General features: G+C 68.0%; 16 protein-coding genes, 1 tRNA gene and 1 pseudogene. 5 read left to right on the top strand and 13 right to left on the bottom strand.

The features are described from left to right. Nucleotides 1–2375: xyloglucanase (locus AB0B89_RS16910; protein ID WP_358553277.1), on the bottom strand; the 2375-nt coding region annotated here is incomplete at its 3' end. Between the two features lie 368 nt (nt 2376–2743). Here AB0B89_RS16910 and AB0B89_RS16905 point away from each other — a divergent pair. The 4 genes from AB0B89_RS16905 to AB0B89_RS16890 all read left to right on the top strand — a co-directional run bounded on the left by AB0B89_RS16905 (nt 2744) and on the right by AB0B89_RS16890 (nt 6269). After that, a complete protein-coding gene (locus tag AB0B89_RS16905) occupies nt 2744–4420 on the top strand; it encodes a sodium:solute symporter family protein (protein ID WP_358553243.1) in 1677 nt (558 codons plus the stop codon). Nucleotides 4421–4459: 39 nt separating this feature from the next. Beyond that, nucleotides 4460–4738, top strand: a complete 279-nt coding sequence (locus tag AB0B89_RS16900; protein ID WP_358553241.1) for a hypothetical protein — start codon at nt 4460–4462, stop codon at nt 4736–4738. A 132-nt stretch (nt 4739–4870) separates the two neighbouring features. Further along, the gene (locus tag AB0B89_RS16895) at nt 4871–5950 is read left to right on the top strand and encodes a cellulose binding domain-containing protein (protein WP_358553239.1); all 1080 of its coding nucleotides are present in this window, start codon (nt 4871–4873) and stop codon (nt 5948–5950) included. Nucleotides 5951–6192: 242 nt separating this feature from the next. After that, nucleotides 6193–6269, top strand: a tRNA-Ile gene (locus AB0B89_RS16890). A gap of 201 nt (nt 6270–6470) precedes the next feature. Here the strand turns inward: AB0B89_RS16890 and AB0B89_RS16885 are convergent. The 11 genes and pseudogenes from AB0B89_RS16885 to AB0B89_RS16835 all read right to left on the bottom strand — a co-directional run bounded on the left by AB0B89_RS16885 (nt 6471) and on the right by AB0B89_RS16835 (nt 13719). After that, a complete protein-coding gene (locus AB0B89_RS16885; protein WP_358553237.1) occupies nt 6471–7832 on the bottom strand; it encodes a tyrosine-type recombinase/integrase in 1362 nt (453 codons plus the stop codon). Beyond that, complete coding sequence (locus AB0B89_RS16880; protein ID WP_358553275.1) at nt 7829–7951, bottom strand: hypothetical protein; 123 nt, start codon at nt 7949–7951, stop codon at nt 7829–7831. The genes AB0B89_RS16885 and AB0B89_RS16880 overlap by 4 nt, the downstream gene beginning before the upstream one ends. 85 nt (nt 7952–8036) lie before the next feature. Beyond that, nucleotides 8037–9604: pseudogene (locus AB0B89_RS16875) on the bottom strand (replication initiator). 44 nt (nt 9605–9648) lie between these two features. After that, nucleotides 9649–9801, bottom strand: a complete 153-nt coding sequence (locus tag AB0B89_RS16870; RefSeq protein ID WP_358553235.1) for a hypothetical protein — start codon at nt 9799–9801, stop codon at nt 9649–9651. After that, complete coding sequence (locus AB0B89_RS16865; RefSeq protein ID WP_358553273.1) at nt 9798–10532, bottom strand: FtsK/SpoIIIE domain-containing protein; 735 nt, start codon at nt 10530–10532, stop codon at nt 9798–9800. Before AB0B89_RS16865 ends, AB0B89_RS16870 begins: the two co-directional genes overlap by 4 nt. 27 nt (nt 10533–10559) lie before the next feature. Continuing rightward, nucleotides 10560–11228: a hypothetical protein gene (locus tag AB0B89_RS16860; RefSeq protein WP_358553234.1), complete on the bottom strand. Its 669-nt coding sequence runs from the start codon at nt 11226–11228 to the stop codon at nt 10560–10562. An 89-nt stretch (nt 11229–11317) separates the two neighbouring features. Then, nucleotides 11318–11644, bottom strand: a complete 327-nt coding sequence (locus AB0B89_RS16855; protein ID WP_358553232.1) for a hypothetical protein — start codon at nt 11642–11644, stop codon at nt 11318–11320. Then, nucleotides 11641–12069, bottom strand: coding sequence for a plasmid replication, integration and excision activator (locus AB0B89_RS16850; protein WP_358553230.1), 429 nt, complete (start codon nt 12067–12069; stop codon nt 11641–11643). Before AB0B89_RS16850 ends, AB0B89_RS16855 begins: the two co-directional genes overlap by 4 nt. Before the next feature lie 120 nt (nt 12070–12189). Beyond that, entirely contained in the window at nt 12190–12906 is a 717-nt protein-coding gene (locus AB0B89_RS16845; RefSeq protein WP_358553271.1) for a GntR family transcriptional regulator, read from the bottom strand. 94 nt (nt 12907–13000) lie between these two features. Further along, nucleotides 13001–13312, bottom strand: a complete 312-nt coding sequence (locus AB0B89_RS16840; RefSeq protein ID WP_358553228.1) for a hypothetical protein — start codon at nt 13310–13312, stop codon at nt 13001–13003. Further along, nucleotides 13309–13719, bottom strand: a complete 411-nt coding sequence (locus tag AB0B89_RS16835; RefSeq protein WP_358553226.1) for a hypothetical protein — start codon at nt 13717–13719, stop codon at nt 13309–13311. Before AB0B89_RS16835 ends, AB0B89_RS16840 begins: the two co-directional genes overlap by 4 nt. Before the next feature lie 304 nt (nt 13720–14023). Between AB0B89_RS16835 and AB0B89_RS16830 the strand changes: the two genes are divergently transcribed. Beyond that, entirely contained in the window at nt 14024–15055 is a 1032-nt protein-coding gene (locus AB0B89_RS16830; RefSeq protein WP_358553224.1) for an XRE family transcriptional regulator, read from the top strand. Here AB0B89_RS16830 and AB0B89_RS16825 read toward each other — a convergent pair. Further along, nucleotides 15036–15596, bottom strand: a complete 561-nt coding sequence (locus AB0B89_RS16825) for an NUDIX hydrolase (protein ID WP_358553222.1) — start codon at nt 15594–15596, stop codon at nt 15036–15038. The two genes, AB0B89_RS16830 and AB0B89_RS16825, sit on opposite strands and share 20 nt — an antisense overlap. Nucleotides 15597–15658 lie beyond the last annotated feature (62 nt).

Below are 15658 nucleotides of genomic sequence, written 5' to 3'. Positions count from 1 at the left end.
ACATTGTCGGTGGACGCCGTCCACGACAGCGTCGCCCCCGTCGAGGTGATCGCCGACGCGGCGGGGGTGCCCGGCTTCGTCGGCGCCGTGGTGTCGGGAGTGCCGCCGCCGGTGCGGTCGCCGTAGATGATGCCCCGGCCGTTGGTGCCGATGTAGACGCGGCCGTAGATCCGCGGATCGCCGGTCAGCGCCTCGCCGATGTTGCCGTACTGGTGCTGGTCGTCGTTGATCCGGATCCAGGTGGCCCCGGTGTCGTCGGACCGGAACACCCCGCGCACCCCGTCGATCTTGGCGACCGTGTAGAGCGCCTGGTACGTCTTGCCCGGTGCGGCCTTGCCGAAGCCGATGTTGTCGGCCTCGGCGACGTTCGCCAGCTTGGTGAAGGAGGCGCCGGAGTTGGTGGAATGCCACAGCCCGTAGGTGCCGGTGGCGGAGCCGCCGGCCAGCCAGATGTCGCCCTCGGCGCCGGGCAGGGCCTTGAAGTGGACGCTGCCGGTGGTCGGGAGCCCGGTGGCCGCGGTCTTGGTGAAGGTCGCGCCGCCGTCGGTGCTGACGTAGAAGCCACCGGCCGAGAACGCGTAGAACTTGTTCTTGTTGACCCGGTCGGACTCGATGACGGCGTTCGCCGGCACACCCGACGACTGGCTCCAGCTGTTGCCGAACCCGACCGAGTAGACGACCTTGACACCGGAGTCGCCCGGCGCCCAGACGAACCTGCTGCCGTCGGCGTTCGCGGCGACGGTGCCGCCTCGGTTGACGCCGCCGGGCTCGGTGCCCTGGAACCAGTTGGTGCCGCCGTCGGTCGAGAACGCCACGTGACTGTCGTTGGGCCGGTCGGAGTCGGTGAAGTCCCCGGACCTCACCATCACGCTCGGGTTGGTCTCGGCGTAGTCGAGGCTGGTCGTGCTGGTGAACACCGGCTGGGTGAACATCATGGCCGGGACCTGGGTGAGGTCGTTGTGACGGAACCCGCCGATGTCACCGAGGCCGCTGACCAGCGGCGCGCCGGACGGCGGGCTGATCAGGTCGAGGACGGCGGTCTCCTCCAGGCCGGCCACCATGGGCTTGATCGTGAACTGCCCGCCCGCGGTGTCCCACTTGGTGAGGTCCGTGGTGCCGTAGATCGTGGCGCCGGTGCCGTACATCATGCGGTCGGAGTTGAACGGGTCGATCTCCATCGACTCGGTCATCCAGCCCAGCTTGGGCGTGACCTCGGGCGGGGAGGGGTTGGTCCCGAAGGTCAGCCACGGGGCCGCGGTGACGTCCATCTTGTAGCGGAACGAGCGGTTCGGGTAGCTGGTGAAGTCCCACACCCGCGTCCAGGTGGCTCCCGAGTCGGTGCTGCGGAAGAAGATGACGTCCGGCCACCACGAGACCTGCGTCGTGACCATCAGCGTCCCGGGGTGCTGGCGGTCGACCGTCAGGCCGCTGTAGCCGAAGTAGTCGTCGGCGCTGCTGGAGGGGATCGGGCTGATCTGCGTCCAGGCGCCGGTCGCGGTGGCGTACCGCCACACGTCGCCCTTGCCCCCGTCGTATGGGCCGCCGGTGTCGCTGGTGGCGATGTAGAGATAGCCGTTGGTGGTGTCGAGGACGCCCTTGTGCGCGATGTACCCGGTCGGCTGCCCGGCGACCCGCTCCCAGGTGGTGCCGCCGTTGGTGGTGCGGTAGACCGTGTTGGCCTTGTCCGCCACCCCGACGTAGATGGTCTGCGTCGCGTTCCCCGAGGTGCCGGTGCGCTTGTCGAACGTCACCCAGACGACGCCCTGGTTGTCACCGTTGTAGACGTCTCCCGGGCTGGCGACGTAGTTGCCGGCGTTGGGGAAGTTCGTGACCTTCGCCCAGGTGACCCCGGAGTCGGTGCTCCGCCACAGGCCGTTCCCGCTGGGCGCCCCGAAGTACAGGACGCTGTTCTTGTTCGGGTCGATCGCCAGCCGCTCGCCCATGCCCCGTCCCGGCATGTTGCCGCCGAGCTTGAAGGGCAGGGCCGTGGTCTGCCAGGTGGCTCCCTTGTCGCCGGAGCGCAGGATCGCGCCGTTGTTCGGGTCCCAGGAGTTGGTGTACATCCCGGCCGCCGCGTAGACCTTGTTCGGGTCCACCGAGTCGGTGGCGATGCTCACCACACCGTTCAGGCCCCAGTTGTCGTACCCGACCCAGTCGAGCAGCGGGGTCCAGGTCTGGGTGCCCTGGTTCCACCGGTAGGCGCCGCCGATGTCGGTGCGGGCGTAGATGAGGTCCTTCTGGGTCTGGTTGAAGATGATCCCCGGGACGAACCCACCACCGGCGATCTGGACGTTCTTGTACGTGTACGGCTCGGAGGCGGCGGCCGCCACCGGCGGCGCCTTGACGCCCGCGAGGAAGGACGCGGCCAGCGCCATCGCGAGCATGCTGAGGAGCTTTTTGCGCATGAACGGTTCCCTTCGAATCCCTTCGAAATGCGGACAACCGCCATGCACGATCAGGTGGGACCCTGACCGTCGACCTCCAGCGTGCATGGTTCCCATGAGGCCCCTGACAAGCCTCGGCCGCAGATTCACACAGTCGGGCCCGGCGCGTCAATAGTTTGGGGATTAAACTTTCTCGTGCCTGACCGCGAGGCCGCGGGCACGCTGGGCGTACCCTTCGCGGGGCTCCGGGGCGGGCGTCCAGTGGGGTGAACCGCCACGCCGTGTGACCGGGACGAGCGTCGCACAACTCGCGCGAACGAGCAGGTGAAAGCCCGAAATTTCAGGGTAACGGGGGGGTCGTGCCTCATCACCTCGCTCTCGCGGCGCCGGACCTGAAGCTCGACGTCAACCTCCTTGACTACGTCGTCCTGGCGCTCTACTTCGTCACCGTGCTGGGCATCGGCCTGGCCGCCCGCCGGGCCATCCGGAGCAGCCTGGACTTCTTCCTGTCCGGACGATCGCTGCCCGCCTGGATCACCGGCCTGGCGTTCCTGTCGGCCAACCTCGGCGCCACCGAGATCCTCGGCATGGCCGCGAACGGCGCGCAGTACGGCATCGCGACCGTGCACTACTACTGGATCGGCGCCGTCCCCGCGATGGTGTTCCTCGGCATCGTGATGATGCCCTTCTACTACCGGTCCAAGGTCCACAGCGTGCCCGACTTCCTGCGGCGGCGCTTCAACGGCCAGACCCAGCTCCTCAACGCGATCACCTTCGCCCTGGCGCAGGTCCTCATCGCCGGCATCAACCTGTACGCGCTCGCGCTCGTCATGGGCGCGCTGCTCGGATGGCCCCTCATGTTGTCGATCATCGTGTCGGCGGCCATCGTGCTCGCGTACGTCGTGCTCGGCGGCCTGTCCTCCGCGATCTACAACGAGGTGATGCAGTTCTTCGTCATCCTCGCCGGGCTGATCCCCATCACCGTGCTCGGGCTGATCAAGGTGGGCGGCTTCTCCGGGCTGGTGGACAAGGTCGGGCGGTCGGCGCTCGGCGGCCCCGGCCTGCACGCCTGGGCGGGCACCGGCTCCGCCGGGACCAACCCCCTCGGCGCGCACTGGATCGGCATCGTGCTCGGCCTCGGCTTCGTGCTGTCGTTCGGCTACTGGACGACCAACTTCGCCGAGGTTCAGCGAGGGCTGTCCGCGCGCAACACGACCGCGGCGCGGCTCACCCCGATCGTCGCGGCGTACCCCAAGCTGATGATCCCCGCCGTCACCGTCATCCCCGGCCTGGTCGCGCTGGTGCTCTTCAGCGACCTCGGCAAGCCGGGCGGTCCCCAGTACAACGAGGCCATCCCGCTGCTGATGGGCGACCTGCTGCCCAACGGCGTGCTGGGCATCGCCGTCACCGGCCTGCTGGCGTCGTTCATGGCCGGGATGGCGGCCAACATCAGCGGCTTCAACACGGTCTTCACCTACGACATCTGGCGCTCGCATGTGAAGAAGGACAGGCCCGACGACTACTACCTGAAGCTCGGGCGCCTCGCCACCGTCGGCGGGGTCGTGCTCGGCATCGGCACCGCGCTGATCGCCTCGGGCTTCAGCAATATCATGAATTATCTCCAGACATTGTTCTCCTTCTTCAACGCCCCGCTGTTCGCGACGTTCATCATCGGCCTGTTCTGGCGCCGGATGACCGCGTGGGCCGGTTTCTGGGGACTGCTGACGGGCACGCTCGCGGCGTTCGCCTCGTACATCCTGTTCAAGGCCGGAGTGATCGACTTCGGCACCGAGCTCAACGCCACCTTCTGGGGCGCGGGGACCGCGTTCGTCGTGGACGCGATCGTGTCCATCGTGGTCACCCTGGTCACCACGCCCAAGCCCGAGAGCGAGTTGCGGGGCCTGGTCTACGGACTCAGCGACGCATCGGTCTCCGACGACGCGCTGAAGGGCGACAAGGCCTGGTTCCGCTCGCCCGTCGTGCTCGGCGCGGGCGCCGTCGTCCTGGCCGCCGCGCTCTACATCCCCTTCGTCTGATGATCACGACCCTGTGAACCTCCCCGATCGGAGACCCCTGTGAGCGACGAGACCGGCCGCAAGCGCGTCGCCCGGCTGTTCGACATCCGCCGGATCATCGGCGCCCTGTTCCTGCTGTACGGCGTGATCCTCTCGGTCGTCGGCCTCCTGGACGGCAAGGCGGCCGTGGACAAGGCCGAAGGCGTCCGCATCAACCTCTGGACCGGCATCGCCATGATCGTCGTCGGCGCCGTCTTCCTCCTGTGGGAGCGGCTGCGCCCCCTCGACGCCCCCGATGCCTCGCACGCGGAGGAGGACACGGAGCACGAGCCCGCATGACCAGTGCCCGAAATGTAACTTTCAGCTGTGGTCGAGGCTGAGGCCCAGGTCAGCGGGGCTTCGGCGAACGGCTTCCTTCTCGGAACGGGCCCGCCTCCTTACGATCGCGAGGCGGACTACCGGAGGTGAAGGATGGCGACCACGAGGCGTACGCTCCTGGCGATGGTGACGGCCCTGATCGGAGTCCTGACGTACCTGGTCATCACGCCCGTCCTGCCCGCAAGGGCCGCGACCGTGAAGATCATGCCGCTGGGCGACTCGATCACCGGCTCTCCCGGCTGCTGGCGGGCCCTGCTGTGGAACAAGCTGGCCCAGGGGGGCTACACCGGCCTCGACTTCGTCGGCACCCTGCCGCCCCAGGGGTGCTCGGTCTCCTACGACGGAGACAACGAAGGACACGGCGGCGCGCTCGTCACCAACGTGGCCGACCAGAACCAGCTTCCCGGCTGGCTCTCCGCCACCAAGCCCGACGTCGTGCTGATGCACTTCGGGACCAACGACGTGTGGAGCAGCCGCCCGACGGACACGATCCTCGCGGCGTACGGCAAGCTGGTCGACCAGATGCGGGCGAGCAACCCCAACATGAAGATCGCGGTCGCCCAGATCATCCCGATGAACCCCAGCACCTGCGCCGAATGCGGCCAGCGGGCCGTGGCGCTCAACGCCGCGATCCCCGGCTGGGCCTCGTCCAAGACCACCGCCCAGTCACCGATCGTGGTCGTGGACCAGTGGACCGGGTTCAGCACCGCGACCGACACCTACGACGGGGTGCACCCGAACAGCACGGGCGACCAGAAGATGGCCGACAAGTGGTACCCGGCCCTGACCCGCCTGCTCGGCACGACCCCGCCGACCCAGACGCCGACCCCGACCCCCACCGTCACCCCGACCGTCACGCCGCCGCCGGGCACCGGGTGCTCGGCCACGTACAAGATCACCAACTCCTGGCAGGGCGGCTTCGGAGCCGAGGTGGCGGTCAAGAACACGGGCACGGCGGGGATCACCGGCTGGACGGTCAAGTGGACCTTCGCCAACGGTCAGACGATCAGCCAGCTCTGGAACGGCGCCCTGACCCAGAGCGGCAGCGCGGTGACGGTCAAGAACCTCGGCTACAACGGCAACCTGGGAGCCGGCGCCTCCACGACCTTCGGCTTCAACGGCACCTGGACCACCACCAACACCACCCCCACCCTCACCTGCACGGCCCCCTGACCTCACCATCCGGCCGTCACCTGTACGGCCTGAAGTCCCGCTGATCAGCGGTCACCGGCACGGCTTCTCCCGGCCCGATCGGTTCAGGGTGGGCGGCTCATTCCAGGGCGTCAGCCGCCCACCCTGGACCCGATCACCAGCCCGTCCATGACAGGCCGCCCCAAACTTGTGCAGGGACGAGCTAAAGTGAACAACTCCCCAGGCTTACATGGACGCCAACTTATGAGAGACTCCAGGCTTGCGGGGCGGTAGCTCAGCCGGTCAGAGCAGCGGACTCATAATCCGTCGGTCGTGGGTTCAAGTCCCACCCGCCCTACCACGCCACCAAGCAGAACACCCGCTGACCAGGCACTTTGCCTCAAGCGGCTCCCGCGATCATGCAGCCACCCGCCACCGGATGCAGCCGTGAGCCGGTGCTCACGGGATATGCGCGGGATGGAAACGCCGCCGTTTTCCCAGGTCAGGCGCGCAAAAACGGAGGGCCACGGGATGACCGCGGCCCTCCGAGGACAGTTCGTCTTCATGCCGTCAGTGCACCCGCTATCCGCTGGTTGGCGATCTCACGCTGCCCGTCGATGCACTTGGCGTAGACCCGGAGCAGCACATCCACGCTGTGCCCTGCCCGCTCGGCCACGTCCGGAGCCGGGACGCCCACGTTGAGCCAGAGCGAGACCGCCGCGTGCCGCAGGTCGTACGGCCTGCCGGCCAGCGGCGAGGCGACCTGGTCGGGAGTCAGCGCGTACGTCCGCGCCTCCTTCCAGACCTTGCCGTACGCGGTGCCCGCGAAGACATTCCCGGTAAGAGTCCGGAACAGCCGCCCGTCAGCCGCGTTGCCGTGCCGTTCGATGTGCTCGCGGAGGATCTCCACCAGCTCCGGAGGGATCGGCACGTCCCGAATGGCCTTGCGCCGACGCTGCTTGAGCCCGCGAACATCATGAGTCGTCCCCGAGTCCGTGAATCGTCGAGGGCTTTCCGGGCGTGTCTGCTCCAAGGTCAGCAAGCCCCACCCGGTTGCCGGAAGACGGCAGTCCTTCTCGCGAAGCCCTGCCGCCTCAGCAGGCCGCAGGCCGGCGAAGTACATGCAGGCGAACATGCCCGCCAACATCGGCCCACGCGACCGGCCGACGTAGGTCGCGGCGACGAGGAGCTCCCGGGCCTGCGCCGGGTTGACCACCACCCGTCGGTCGACCTCCCCCGAGATCTTGGCGGGCTTCCAGTTCACCCGGTCCAGTGGGTTTGCCGAAAGATCTCCGAGCTCAACGGCGTACTCCAGCGCGTGATGGAACACCGCCCGCTTGCGCCGGAAGGTCGAGTCAGCCGCTCGCTTCCCATCAAGGGTTACCGACAGCGCCTCCAGGGTGGCCCGAGCGGTCTTGGCGTCCTCCAGCTCCACGACGGACACCGAGGCGGCCTTGAGCCAGCGCAGCGCCGCAGCCTGCCCGGGCTCCAGACTCCCCCGCCGCCCATCGGGCAGGAGGACATGCCGGCGAAGGACAGCCCGCAAGATCGCGAGGTCGGGCTGACCGGGCCGGTCACGCAGCAGGGCGAGCGTGACGCCGGTCATCGTGTCAGTCATGCCCTCGCGGGACTTGGCCGCCGAGTGCGGCCACTTGGCCAGCACGTACGCCTGGGCGAACTCCAGCCAGGTCCGCGCGGCCTTGGCCTTGACCATCGACTCGGGCAGCCCGCTCTCCAGCTCGAAGGCCTCACCGCGCCGGGCGGCCTGCCGAAGGTCCGAGAGGAAGTTCTCGGCCAGGGCCTTGGTCCGAAGGGTCTTGGACTTCTCCCGGCCGCCGACCTTCCAGCGCACCTCGTACGACGCCGTCTTGCTGGACTTGTTCCGCCGGATGTCCCAGAACTTGACGTCATAGCTGGTGTTCACGCGGCTCTGCCGTTCCGGGTGGCGGTCTCGCGCAGGGACTCAAGCCAGGCCTCGAAGTCACTCCGATACACCCGGATCTCCCCGTTGGGCAGCTTGAAGCACTCGGGCGCCTTCCCGATCTCCCGCCAGCGGTAGAAGGTGCGAAGCGAGACCCACTCAGCTCGGCGAGGATGTCCGGAACCGTCATCAGCTCATCACGCTTCCTCATGCCGCCCTCCCCTCGGTTGCCGAAAGATCGTGTCCGTCTCCTTGCGCCTGGAGCTGGTTCATGTGGTTACGCCACCGCTGCCGCTCATGAACCGACCGCAGCAGCCGTAGGGCCAGCGGCGGCACGTTGGCGTCTCCCTGTGGGACGGGCCGCCAGACGTAGCGATGCGGGTCGACCGGCTCGTCTGCGACGCCGAGGGCCTCCAGCACCCAGGTATGCCAGTCCTGCTTGTGCTCGGTCAGCGTCTTGTTGGACCACTTCCGGGACACCAGGACTCGCCGGCCCGCGTAGCCCAGGTGCTCAGGCTTGTGCGCCTTACCTCGGCATCGGCCCGGAGCCATGCCCGCGTTGGCGCTCTTGGGCTGTACGCCGTAGCGCAGCCAGTTCGGGCAGGCCGGCGAGCACGGCTCGAACCGCAGCGCGTCCGCCAGGCGCTCGGCGTGGAGCCGCTGAACCTGGTTGTCGGCGTCGAGGGTGTCGCGATGGACTTGGTGAGGTACTTGGACAGGTACCGGATGCACTGGTCGGCATCCTTGGTCCCGGACAGCACGCCCTGCACGTCCACCTGGGTACCGAAGCGCACCACGTGCAGCGGTGCGGCCTCCTCGTCCTCATCCAGCCGATCAAGCGCCTCATCCCAGGTCGGCAGTACTTCCCCAGTGGCCGGGTCGATGTAGCCGATGCCATCGGACCAGACCGGCAGGTGATCGCCCTCGTACTTCACCTCTTCGGCCGAAGGCCACCAGACCTGGTGGTAGGTCGCCGCGGCGATCTGCTTGATCTCCGCGCGTGGCAGCGTCCCGCGGACGGCCATGTGCAGGTGCGGGGCCAGCCGCTTCTGCGGTTCGACGGCGGCGAAGTACTGGACGTCGAAGCCGGCCACCCGGCGCAGGTTCTGCACGAACCGGTCCACCAGCTTGGAGAAGTGCATCGCATCCCGAGCCGCCCGGACGTAGTCGTAGGTGTCCGGGTCGACAGGGACGCCATCCTTGATCCGCCCGTACGACGGCAGGGTGAGGGTGAGGAACATCGACGGCCGGAAGGTCTTGCCGTCCGGGGCGTGAAACACCCTGCCGAGCGTGGTGCCGCTCATCTTCCGCTTGGGAAGGTCCGGGGCGTCCTGGCGCCGCTTGGTCAACCGGGACCGCTTGCTCGCAGTCCGGCCGAGGACGTTGCCACGCATCCCCGCGTTGTTGATCTCCTCGTCGAGCTCGGCGATCGCCGCATCCAGCTGCTCGGTCGGCTCGCCAGCGCCCTCGGCCTCATCGCGCCACACCTGAGCATCGGCCCGCACCTCGACCAGGCAGCGCTGATAGTCGTCCGCCTCATCCGGGGTGTTGATCGGCTCGGCCTCCAGGTGCCAGCCCTCCCGGCACTGCGCCACCCGAAGCTGCCGGTTGCGCTTGGCACACGAGGGGCACTTGCTCTCAAGGGTCGCGCCACAGGGGATATCGATGATCTCGGACTTGCCGGTGGCGACGTCGAGCCGTTGGAGGGCGACGGGGCGGATGCACACGCCGTACTGCTTGGCGATCTGTTCGACGACATCCCGGGCCAGCGGCATCGCCATCCGCACCGCCCGAGGCAGCGACCGGTCGTTGGCGCTGTTCAACGCGCATCACCGCCCTCGGCCGGGAGGGTGACGGCGGTCTGGCCGCATTCCTGGCACTCGACCAGTCCGTAGGCGGGGTCCAGCCGTAGGACGTTGAGGCAGCGGCACACCTCGCAGCGCAGACCGTCGAGGAAGTGGGCCAGAGTCATAGGCCCTCCTCTGCGACGCCTGCGTACTCGGCGACCATGGTCCGGATGTCGAAGTCGGAGACGTAGGCCGCTCGGACCCGCACCGGGTCGGGTGAGGTCTCCAGGCGGACGTAGCCAACTCCGGCACCCAGTTCGGGGATGGGGGAGATGTGGTCGGCCAGCGCTCCACGGTCTCGGGCCCCGTCGCCGAGGACCATGTCGACCTGCTCGGATTCGTCGAGCCGGAGGGCGATCTTGTCGGGGAACAGGTTGCGGATGTTCATGACCTCCTTGCGCGGGTCCTGGAGAGCGGCCAGCACGCCCACGCCGACCGCTCGGCCCTGTGTGGTCAAGGTGGCAAGAGCACTGGTGATGCGCTGGCGAAGGCCCTTGTCCGGTTGGTAGGCGGTCAGGAAGGCGACCTCATCGACGATGACCAAGATGAACGGGTCGGCCACGGTGGGGATGTGGGAGCGCCTGGTTCCGGCGAACCGGCGTGCGCGGGCCTGCATGAGCGTGACGGCTTCTTCGAGGAGGTCGGCGCACTCCTTGGGGTCGGCGGCGTAGGCGTTGCCGAAGAGTTCGCGGCCGTAGGACAGCTCCATCAGCTTGGGGTCCAGTGCCCAGATCTCGACCAGGCCCGCTCGCATGGCGGGCAGTAAGCCGCGGATGGTGGACCAGATGTAGGAGCCCTTGCCGGCTCCGGTGGCGCCCGCGATGAGCACGTGTGTCCCGTGGACCTTGAGCCGCAGTGGGTGACCGTCCTCTTGGCGGCCGATCTATACCGGGCCCACTGATGCGGTCTGGGGGATGGGGACGGCTGGCAGCGGTGCGGTGAGGGGGTCGTGCCGGGGAAAGGTGAGCAGGAGACGTCCGGCGCGGGTGATGGAGACGCGGCAGGAGGGGGCGCCGAAGCCGTGGCCGAGGTTGTCGGTGCGGTCTGCCCAGTCCTTGGCGGCCTGTCCGTTGAGCATGCGCACGGCGACGCGGTCGGCCCAGTCGTCGCAGGCGACTTTCACCAGGGTGGGCAGGTAGTCGCGGGCGTGCAGGCTGCGGGCGAGGCCGGAGATGGTCATCACTGCCGCCCAGTGCCGCCGGTAGACCCAGACGAGCCGCCACCACCCTAGAAGCGGCCAGCCCACCAGCCGCAGGAACGAAGCGGCGTGGAGCTGCGTCCATGACAGCCCGGTCATGACGACCAGGCCGGCGATGGCCAGGACAGCGAGGTAGCCGTACATGGTCCAGATCACGCCGAGGGCGACCATGACGGCCACCACGATGGGGTGGCGGACCACCAGGCGGACGACGCCGGTGACCAGACGCGTGAGCCAGATGATGATGGTGATCAGCGCGGGAGTCTTGACGACGGCCGGGCGGAAGACGATGGCGGTGTCGGGGGTGGTGGAGACGAGGTTGCGGGCTTCGTCGCCGGGGAGCTTTTTGAACATTAGGCTTGTGTCCTCTCGTGAAGTGGCTTCAGGGGAGATCCGAGGGGCCGCCGGAAGTTGCCGCTTCCAGCGGCCCCGCTCGCAAACGGTCAGGTCGCCTGTGCGGCCTGGCCGGTGGTGCTGTCGCCGATGTCGATGGCGTTCTCGTCGCGCAGCCGCTCGCAGTCGGCCACGAACGCCGCCACCCCGCTGAGCAGGGCGCGGGCGAACTGCACGTGCGCGTCGGTCACCGCCATCTGCGTGGTCAGGCCGATGGTGACCTGGGCCTGTCCGTGGGCCACGAGCAGGAACGGGCGCGCGGTCGGCGTGGCGGGGAAGTAGCGGACCTCGGCCCGCTGGTCGGGGTAGATGTGCATGCCGACGGTCGGGAACTCGCCCGGCTCCATGCTGATGGTGGTGTAGCTGTAGCCACTCATGCGGCTGCGGCCTCCTTGCTGTTGGTGGTGTGGTGGGTGGGCTTGCCGGCGGCGCGGGGGGCGCGGATCTCCCGGGCCTTGATCGAGTAGGCCAGCCGTCCGGAGCCGTTGACGTACGGGGTGACGGCCAGGTGCTCGAACTCGACCGGGGTGAACGGCACCCCCGCCACCGGCGCGGGGGCAACGGGCTGCACCGGGGCGATGATCTTCACCGCGACGGTCTTCTGGGCGGGCTTGACCTGCGGGTCGGCGTCCATGACGGCGATCTGCCAGACCAGCTCTCCGCTCTGCTTGTCCCGGGCCTGCACGAAGCGTCCGTTGGTGGAGGCCTCGAAGTCCTTGACCTGCTCGACCTCGCCGACCGCGTAGCAGCCGTAGGGGAAGACCTGGGTGAAGGTGACCGGGATCGGGCCCTGAAGCGCCATAGGTTGACTCCTTTCACTCGGGAGCGACCGCTTATTGGGTCGTCCACTTGTCCGACTGAGTTGACCATAGGCTACCGCAACTCGTCCGCACAAGTGATCGAGTGAAAGCGAGGGTAAGACTTAGCTCACCTGATAGACATCCAGCAGCTCATGAAGATCACCAGGCAGCGCGATGCTCAGCACCAGAAGCACGCCACCTGATGCGTCCTGCGCGGTGGCCAGCACGCCGAGCACCGGAGCAGTGGAGCCGAGCAGCTCGGCCTCCTCCTTGGTGGGCTTGCGCGCGGTCAGCCGCTCGGTGATGTGATCGAACCGCAGATGCTTGACCGATGCCAGGTGCTGGCGGATGCCATGCCGCAGCGGCTCGGGCTTGTCCAGATCGGTCCCGACCGCGACCTCTAGCGGGAACCACAAGGTCTGCGCCGCCGACACCCGGTCACCCTGCCGGGCCACCCTGCGGCGGGCGATCACCGGCGTCCGCTCATCGACGCCCATCAGCCGGGCGATCGGACGGGGAGCCGGCACCCGGCGCACACCAACGATGTCCTGAGCGTTCTCGGCCTGCTCGGCCGTGGCCATCCCCGGGCGCACCCGATCAGCCGGTGTCTCCGGGCGTCCCTTCACAAAGGACCCGCGGCCGTGCTCCCGCTCAATCCAGCCCTGCATGGCAAGCGTCTGCAGCGCCCGGACAACCGTGGTCCGGCCGACGCCGAACTCCCGGACGAGCTGAGTCTCCGAGGGCAGCATGTCGCCCGGCGCGTACTCGCCATCCTGGATACGCTGCTGAAGCGCCGTCATCACCTGGGCGTACTTCGGAGGGGCGAAGTCCATGCTCATCTCAACCGCCCGATCGGTCTTCCACTTGTCTGCATAAGCACAGTACCGGTTGAGCGGCACACTGTCAGGGTCTCCCACCCAGCCGTTGAACCGGCTACCTCGCCCGTCCGGCCAGCAGCGCCACCCACACCGCTCGGGCTTCCGCACGTGGCCAGGCCTGCGACTCCGACACCACCGGTGACCTGGTGTCACCGACATCCGCCGTACGCCGGATGAACGACAACCCGCCGAACTCGCACAACTCATACCAGGTGACCCGGTGCACGTAGCAGGTCCACGCCACCACCCGCACGCGGGAGAACCGCCGGGACGGTTCGCGCCAGTGCACCACGGTGCCGCCGTCCTTGAACGCCGGGATGTGCCAGGCCAGGCAGGTGGTCCCCCGGACCGGTACCCGGCTGATCATCGGTCGGTCCGGATGAATTGCACCGTGCCTGCCGGGTCGACGGTGGCCCGGAAGATGACCCGCCGGGCCCAGTCGTCGGGGAACGCGCCGAAGTCGTGGACCCGGTGCATGATCCGCCCGCGCGGCGCGGTGGCCAGGTCCATGCGGCGAAGCGCGCTGCGAAGCGCGTCCATCGAGGTGGCCTGCCCGGAGGTGGTGCCGCACGGCCCCGGCTGCTGCTCGCCGTCGACGGTGAGGAACACCTCCCAGTCGAACATCTCGACCACCGGTTGCGGGCCATCGCAGTGCAGGCAGTCCTCTTGTGAGGAGGTGGCCTCTCCCAGCACCGCGGCCGCCGCGTGACCGAGCCGGGTGACGATCTTCCAGCCGCGTCCATCGCAGTCCGAGCACTTAATCGGATTCGTCATGCGCCAAACAATGCAAGCCAAAACATCCGGGCCCTATTCCACGGCGGTATATCACTCGCGGATATAGAGTCTCCGCAGGTAGCAAGGCCAGCAGCCGCCTGAGATGGCCGGAGGAAGAAATGCACGGAAATGCATTCGACCCCATCCAAATACCCGCATGGGTCTGGGACCGCGAACAAACCAGGGAAATACTCAAAAATGAGACGTAGCCGGACTGTTCAACCTCGCCGTCAAGTACGCCGGCGCCAGCCAGGTCCGCATCAGCGCCGCCACCGGCATCGCCCAAGGCCGCATCAGCCAGCACATGCGCGGCCTGTGCCAGGTCAGCGACCTTGAGGTCTACGAACGCATCGCCACCGGCTTGGGCCTGCCCGACCACGCCCGCATGTTGCTCGGCCTGGCCCCGATCGACATCGCCTCCCCCACCGGCAACCACGGCGACGAACACCAAGAGCAAACCGAGGAACTACGGGCCCGCATCGAGGCCGCGGCTGCCGTGGACCCCACGATGGTGATGATCCTCAGCACCGACACCAACAACCTGCGCCTCCTGGACCGCCGGCTCGGCAGCCTGGCCATCGCCGACAAGATGCGCGCCCAGATCGCCCAGCTTCAACGCGCCCACCGGCACGCCGTACGCCCCGGAATCCGCGCCCGACTGGCGGGCGTCCTGGCCGAGACCGCGTCCCTCGCCGGATGGCAGGCCATCAACACCGGCGCCCTGGGCGACGCCTGGAACCACTACGAGACCGCCAAGGTAGCCGCAAGCGAAGCAGACGACCCTGCAATTCTCGCCTACGTCTCCGCCGAACAGGCCTACGTCCTGATGGACCTGGGACAGCCGACCCAAGCCACCGAACTCCTCCAGCACATCCACCAAACTCACCGCGGTGACATCCCCGCGCGGCTACGAACCTGGCTATCCGCCGCGGAAGCCGAAGCAGCCGCCATCCTCGGCGACGAAACAACCTGCCGCACCGCACTCGACCAAGCCGCCCAACTCCTGCCCGACGGCCCCGGCGACCCGGACATGCCCTACCTGTCCATCGACGCCCACCACCTGGCCCGCTGGAGAGGAAACTGCCTCGTCCGCTTCGGCGACCCCGGAACCGTCGAAGACCTACGCTCAGCACTCGCCGGAATGGACGGCACCTACAACCGCGCCGAAGCCGCCCTCCGCTGCGACCTCGGACACGCCCTCCTGGCCCTCGGCGACCCCCAAGCGGCCCAGCCCCACGTCCAACGCGCCCAGCAACTCGCCACCATGACCGGCTCCCGCCGCCAACGCAAACGCATCGAGGAACTCGCCCGAGCGGTCAACCTCGCCCTCCATTGAACCGCTCCCGCGCAGCGTAGAGGCCGATCAATGTGCCCGACGTCCAGATGTCACCGCGGGCGATCATCCCCGGAACCTCGGACATGGGGATCCACTCGATGAGATCTGCCTCGATCTCCCCGGTCGTTTCCCCGACCAACTCGGCACCACGCGCCAGGAACACGATGTGCTCAGAGTCGACCATGCCGGCCATCGGCTGATAGGTGACCAGGTGCTCGACCTCCTTCGCGCGATACCCGGTCTCTTCCTCTACCTCACGAAGAGCCGCCGTCATGGGGTCCTCGCCGGCCTCGATCAGCCCACCGGGCAACTCCCAGCCCCACCGGTCGAACAGGAACCGATGCCGCCACATCAGAAGCACCCGCTCCTGATCATCGACCACCACGGCGATAGCTGCCCGGTCCAGATGAACCGCATGATGCTCGAACCGTTCCCCATCGGGTATCTCGACGTCGACGAGCCCGAGGCGAATCCATCGGTTGTCGTAGATCAGCCGTTCACCGTGGACGATCCATCGCGACCGCTCTTCGTTGGTAGCCACACAGCGAAGCTACCGCCCTACAGAGAAGCGAGGTCTTCCCGGCGCCGTTGCGCCCGAGAACC

This window comes from Sphaerisporangium sp. NPDC049002 (assembly GCF_040649355.1).
GTDB lineage: Bacteria > Actinomycetota > Actinomycetes > Streptosporangiales > Streptosporangiaceae > Sphaerisporangium.
This window is presented reverse-complemented; position numbering and strand designations above follow the sequence as displayed.

What these genes read in the sequence shown, in the direction of transcription:
- AB0B89_RS16895 (WP_358553239.1), top strand. Translation starts at nt 4,871, where the DNA reads ATGGCGACCACGAGGCGTACGCTCCTGGCGATGGTGACGGCCCTGATC.
- AB0B89_RS16870 (WP_358553235.1), bottom strand. Translation starts at nt 9,801, where the DNA reads ATGACTCTGGCCCACTTCCTCGACGGTCTGCGCTGCGAGGTGTGCCGC.
- AB0B89_RS16860 (WP_358553234.1), bottom strand. Translation starts at nt 11,228, where the DNA reads ATGTTCAAAAAGCTCCCCGGCGACGAAGCCCGCAACCTCGTCTCCACC.
- AB0B89_RS16855 (WP_358553232.1), bottom strand. Translation starts at nt 11,644, where the DNA reads ATGAGTGGCTACAGCTACACCACCATCAGCATGGAGCCGGGCGAGTTC.
- AB0B89_RS16850 (WP_358553230.1), bottom strand. Translation starts at nt 12,069, where the DNA reads ATGGCGCTTCAGGGCCCGATCCCGGTCACCTTCACCCAGGTCTTCCCC.
- AB0B89_RS16845 (WP_358553271.1), bottom strand. Translation starts at nt 12,906, where the DNA reads ATGAGCATGGACTTCGCCCCTCCGAAGTACGCCCAGGTGATGACGGCG.
- AB0B89_RS16840 (WP_358553228.1), bottom strand. Translation starts at nt 13,312, where the DNA reads ATGATCAGCCGGGTACCGGTCCGGGGGACCACCTGCCTGGCCTGGCAC.
- AB0B89_RS16835 (WP_358553226.1), bottom strand. Translation starts at nt 13,719, where the DNA reads ATGACGAATCCGATTAAGTGCTCGGACTGCGATGGACGCGGCTGGAAG.
- AB0B89_RS16830 (WP_358553224.1), top strand. Translation starts at nt 14,024, where the DNA reads ATGCGCGGCCTGTGCCAGGTCAGCGACCTTGAGGTCTACGAACGCATC.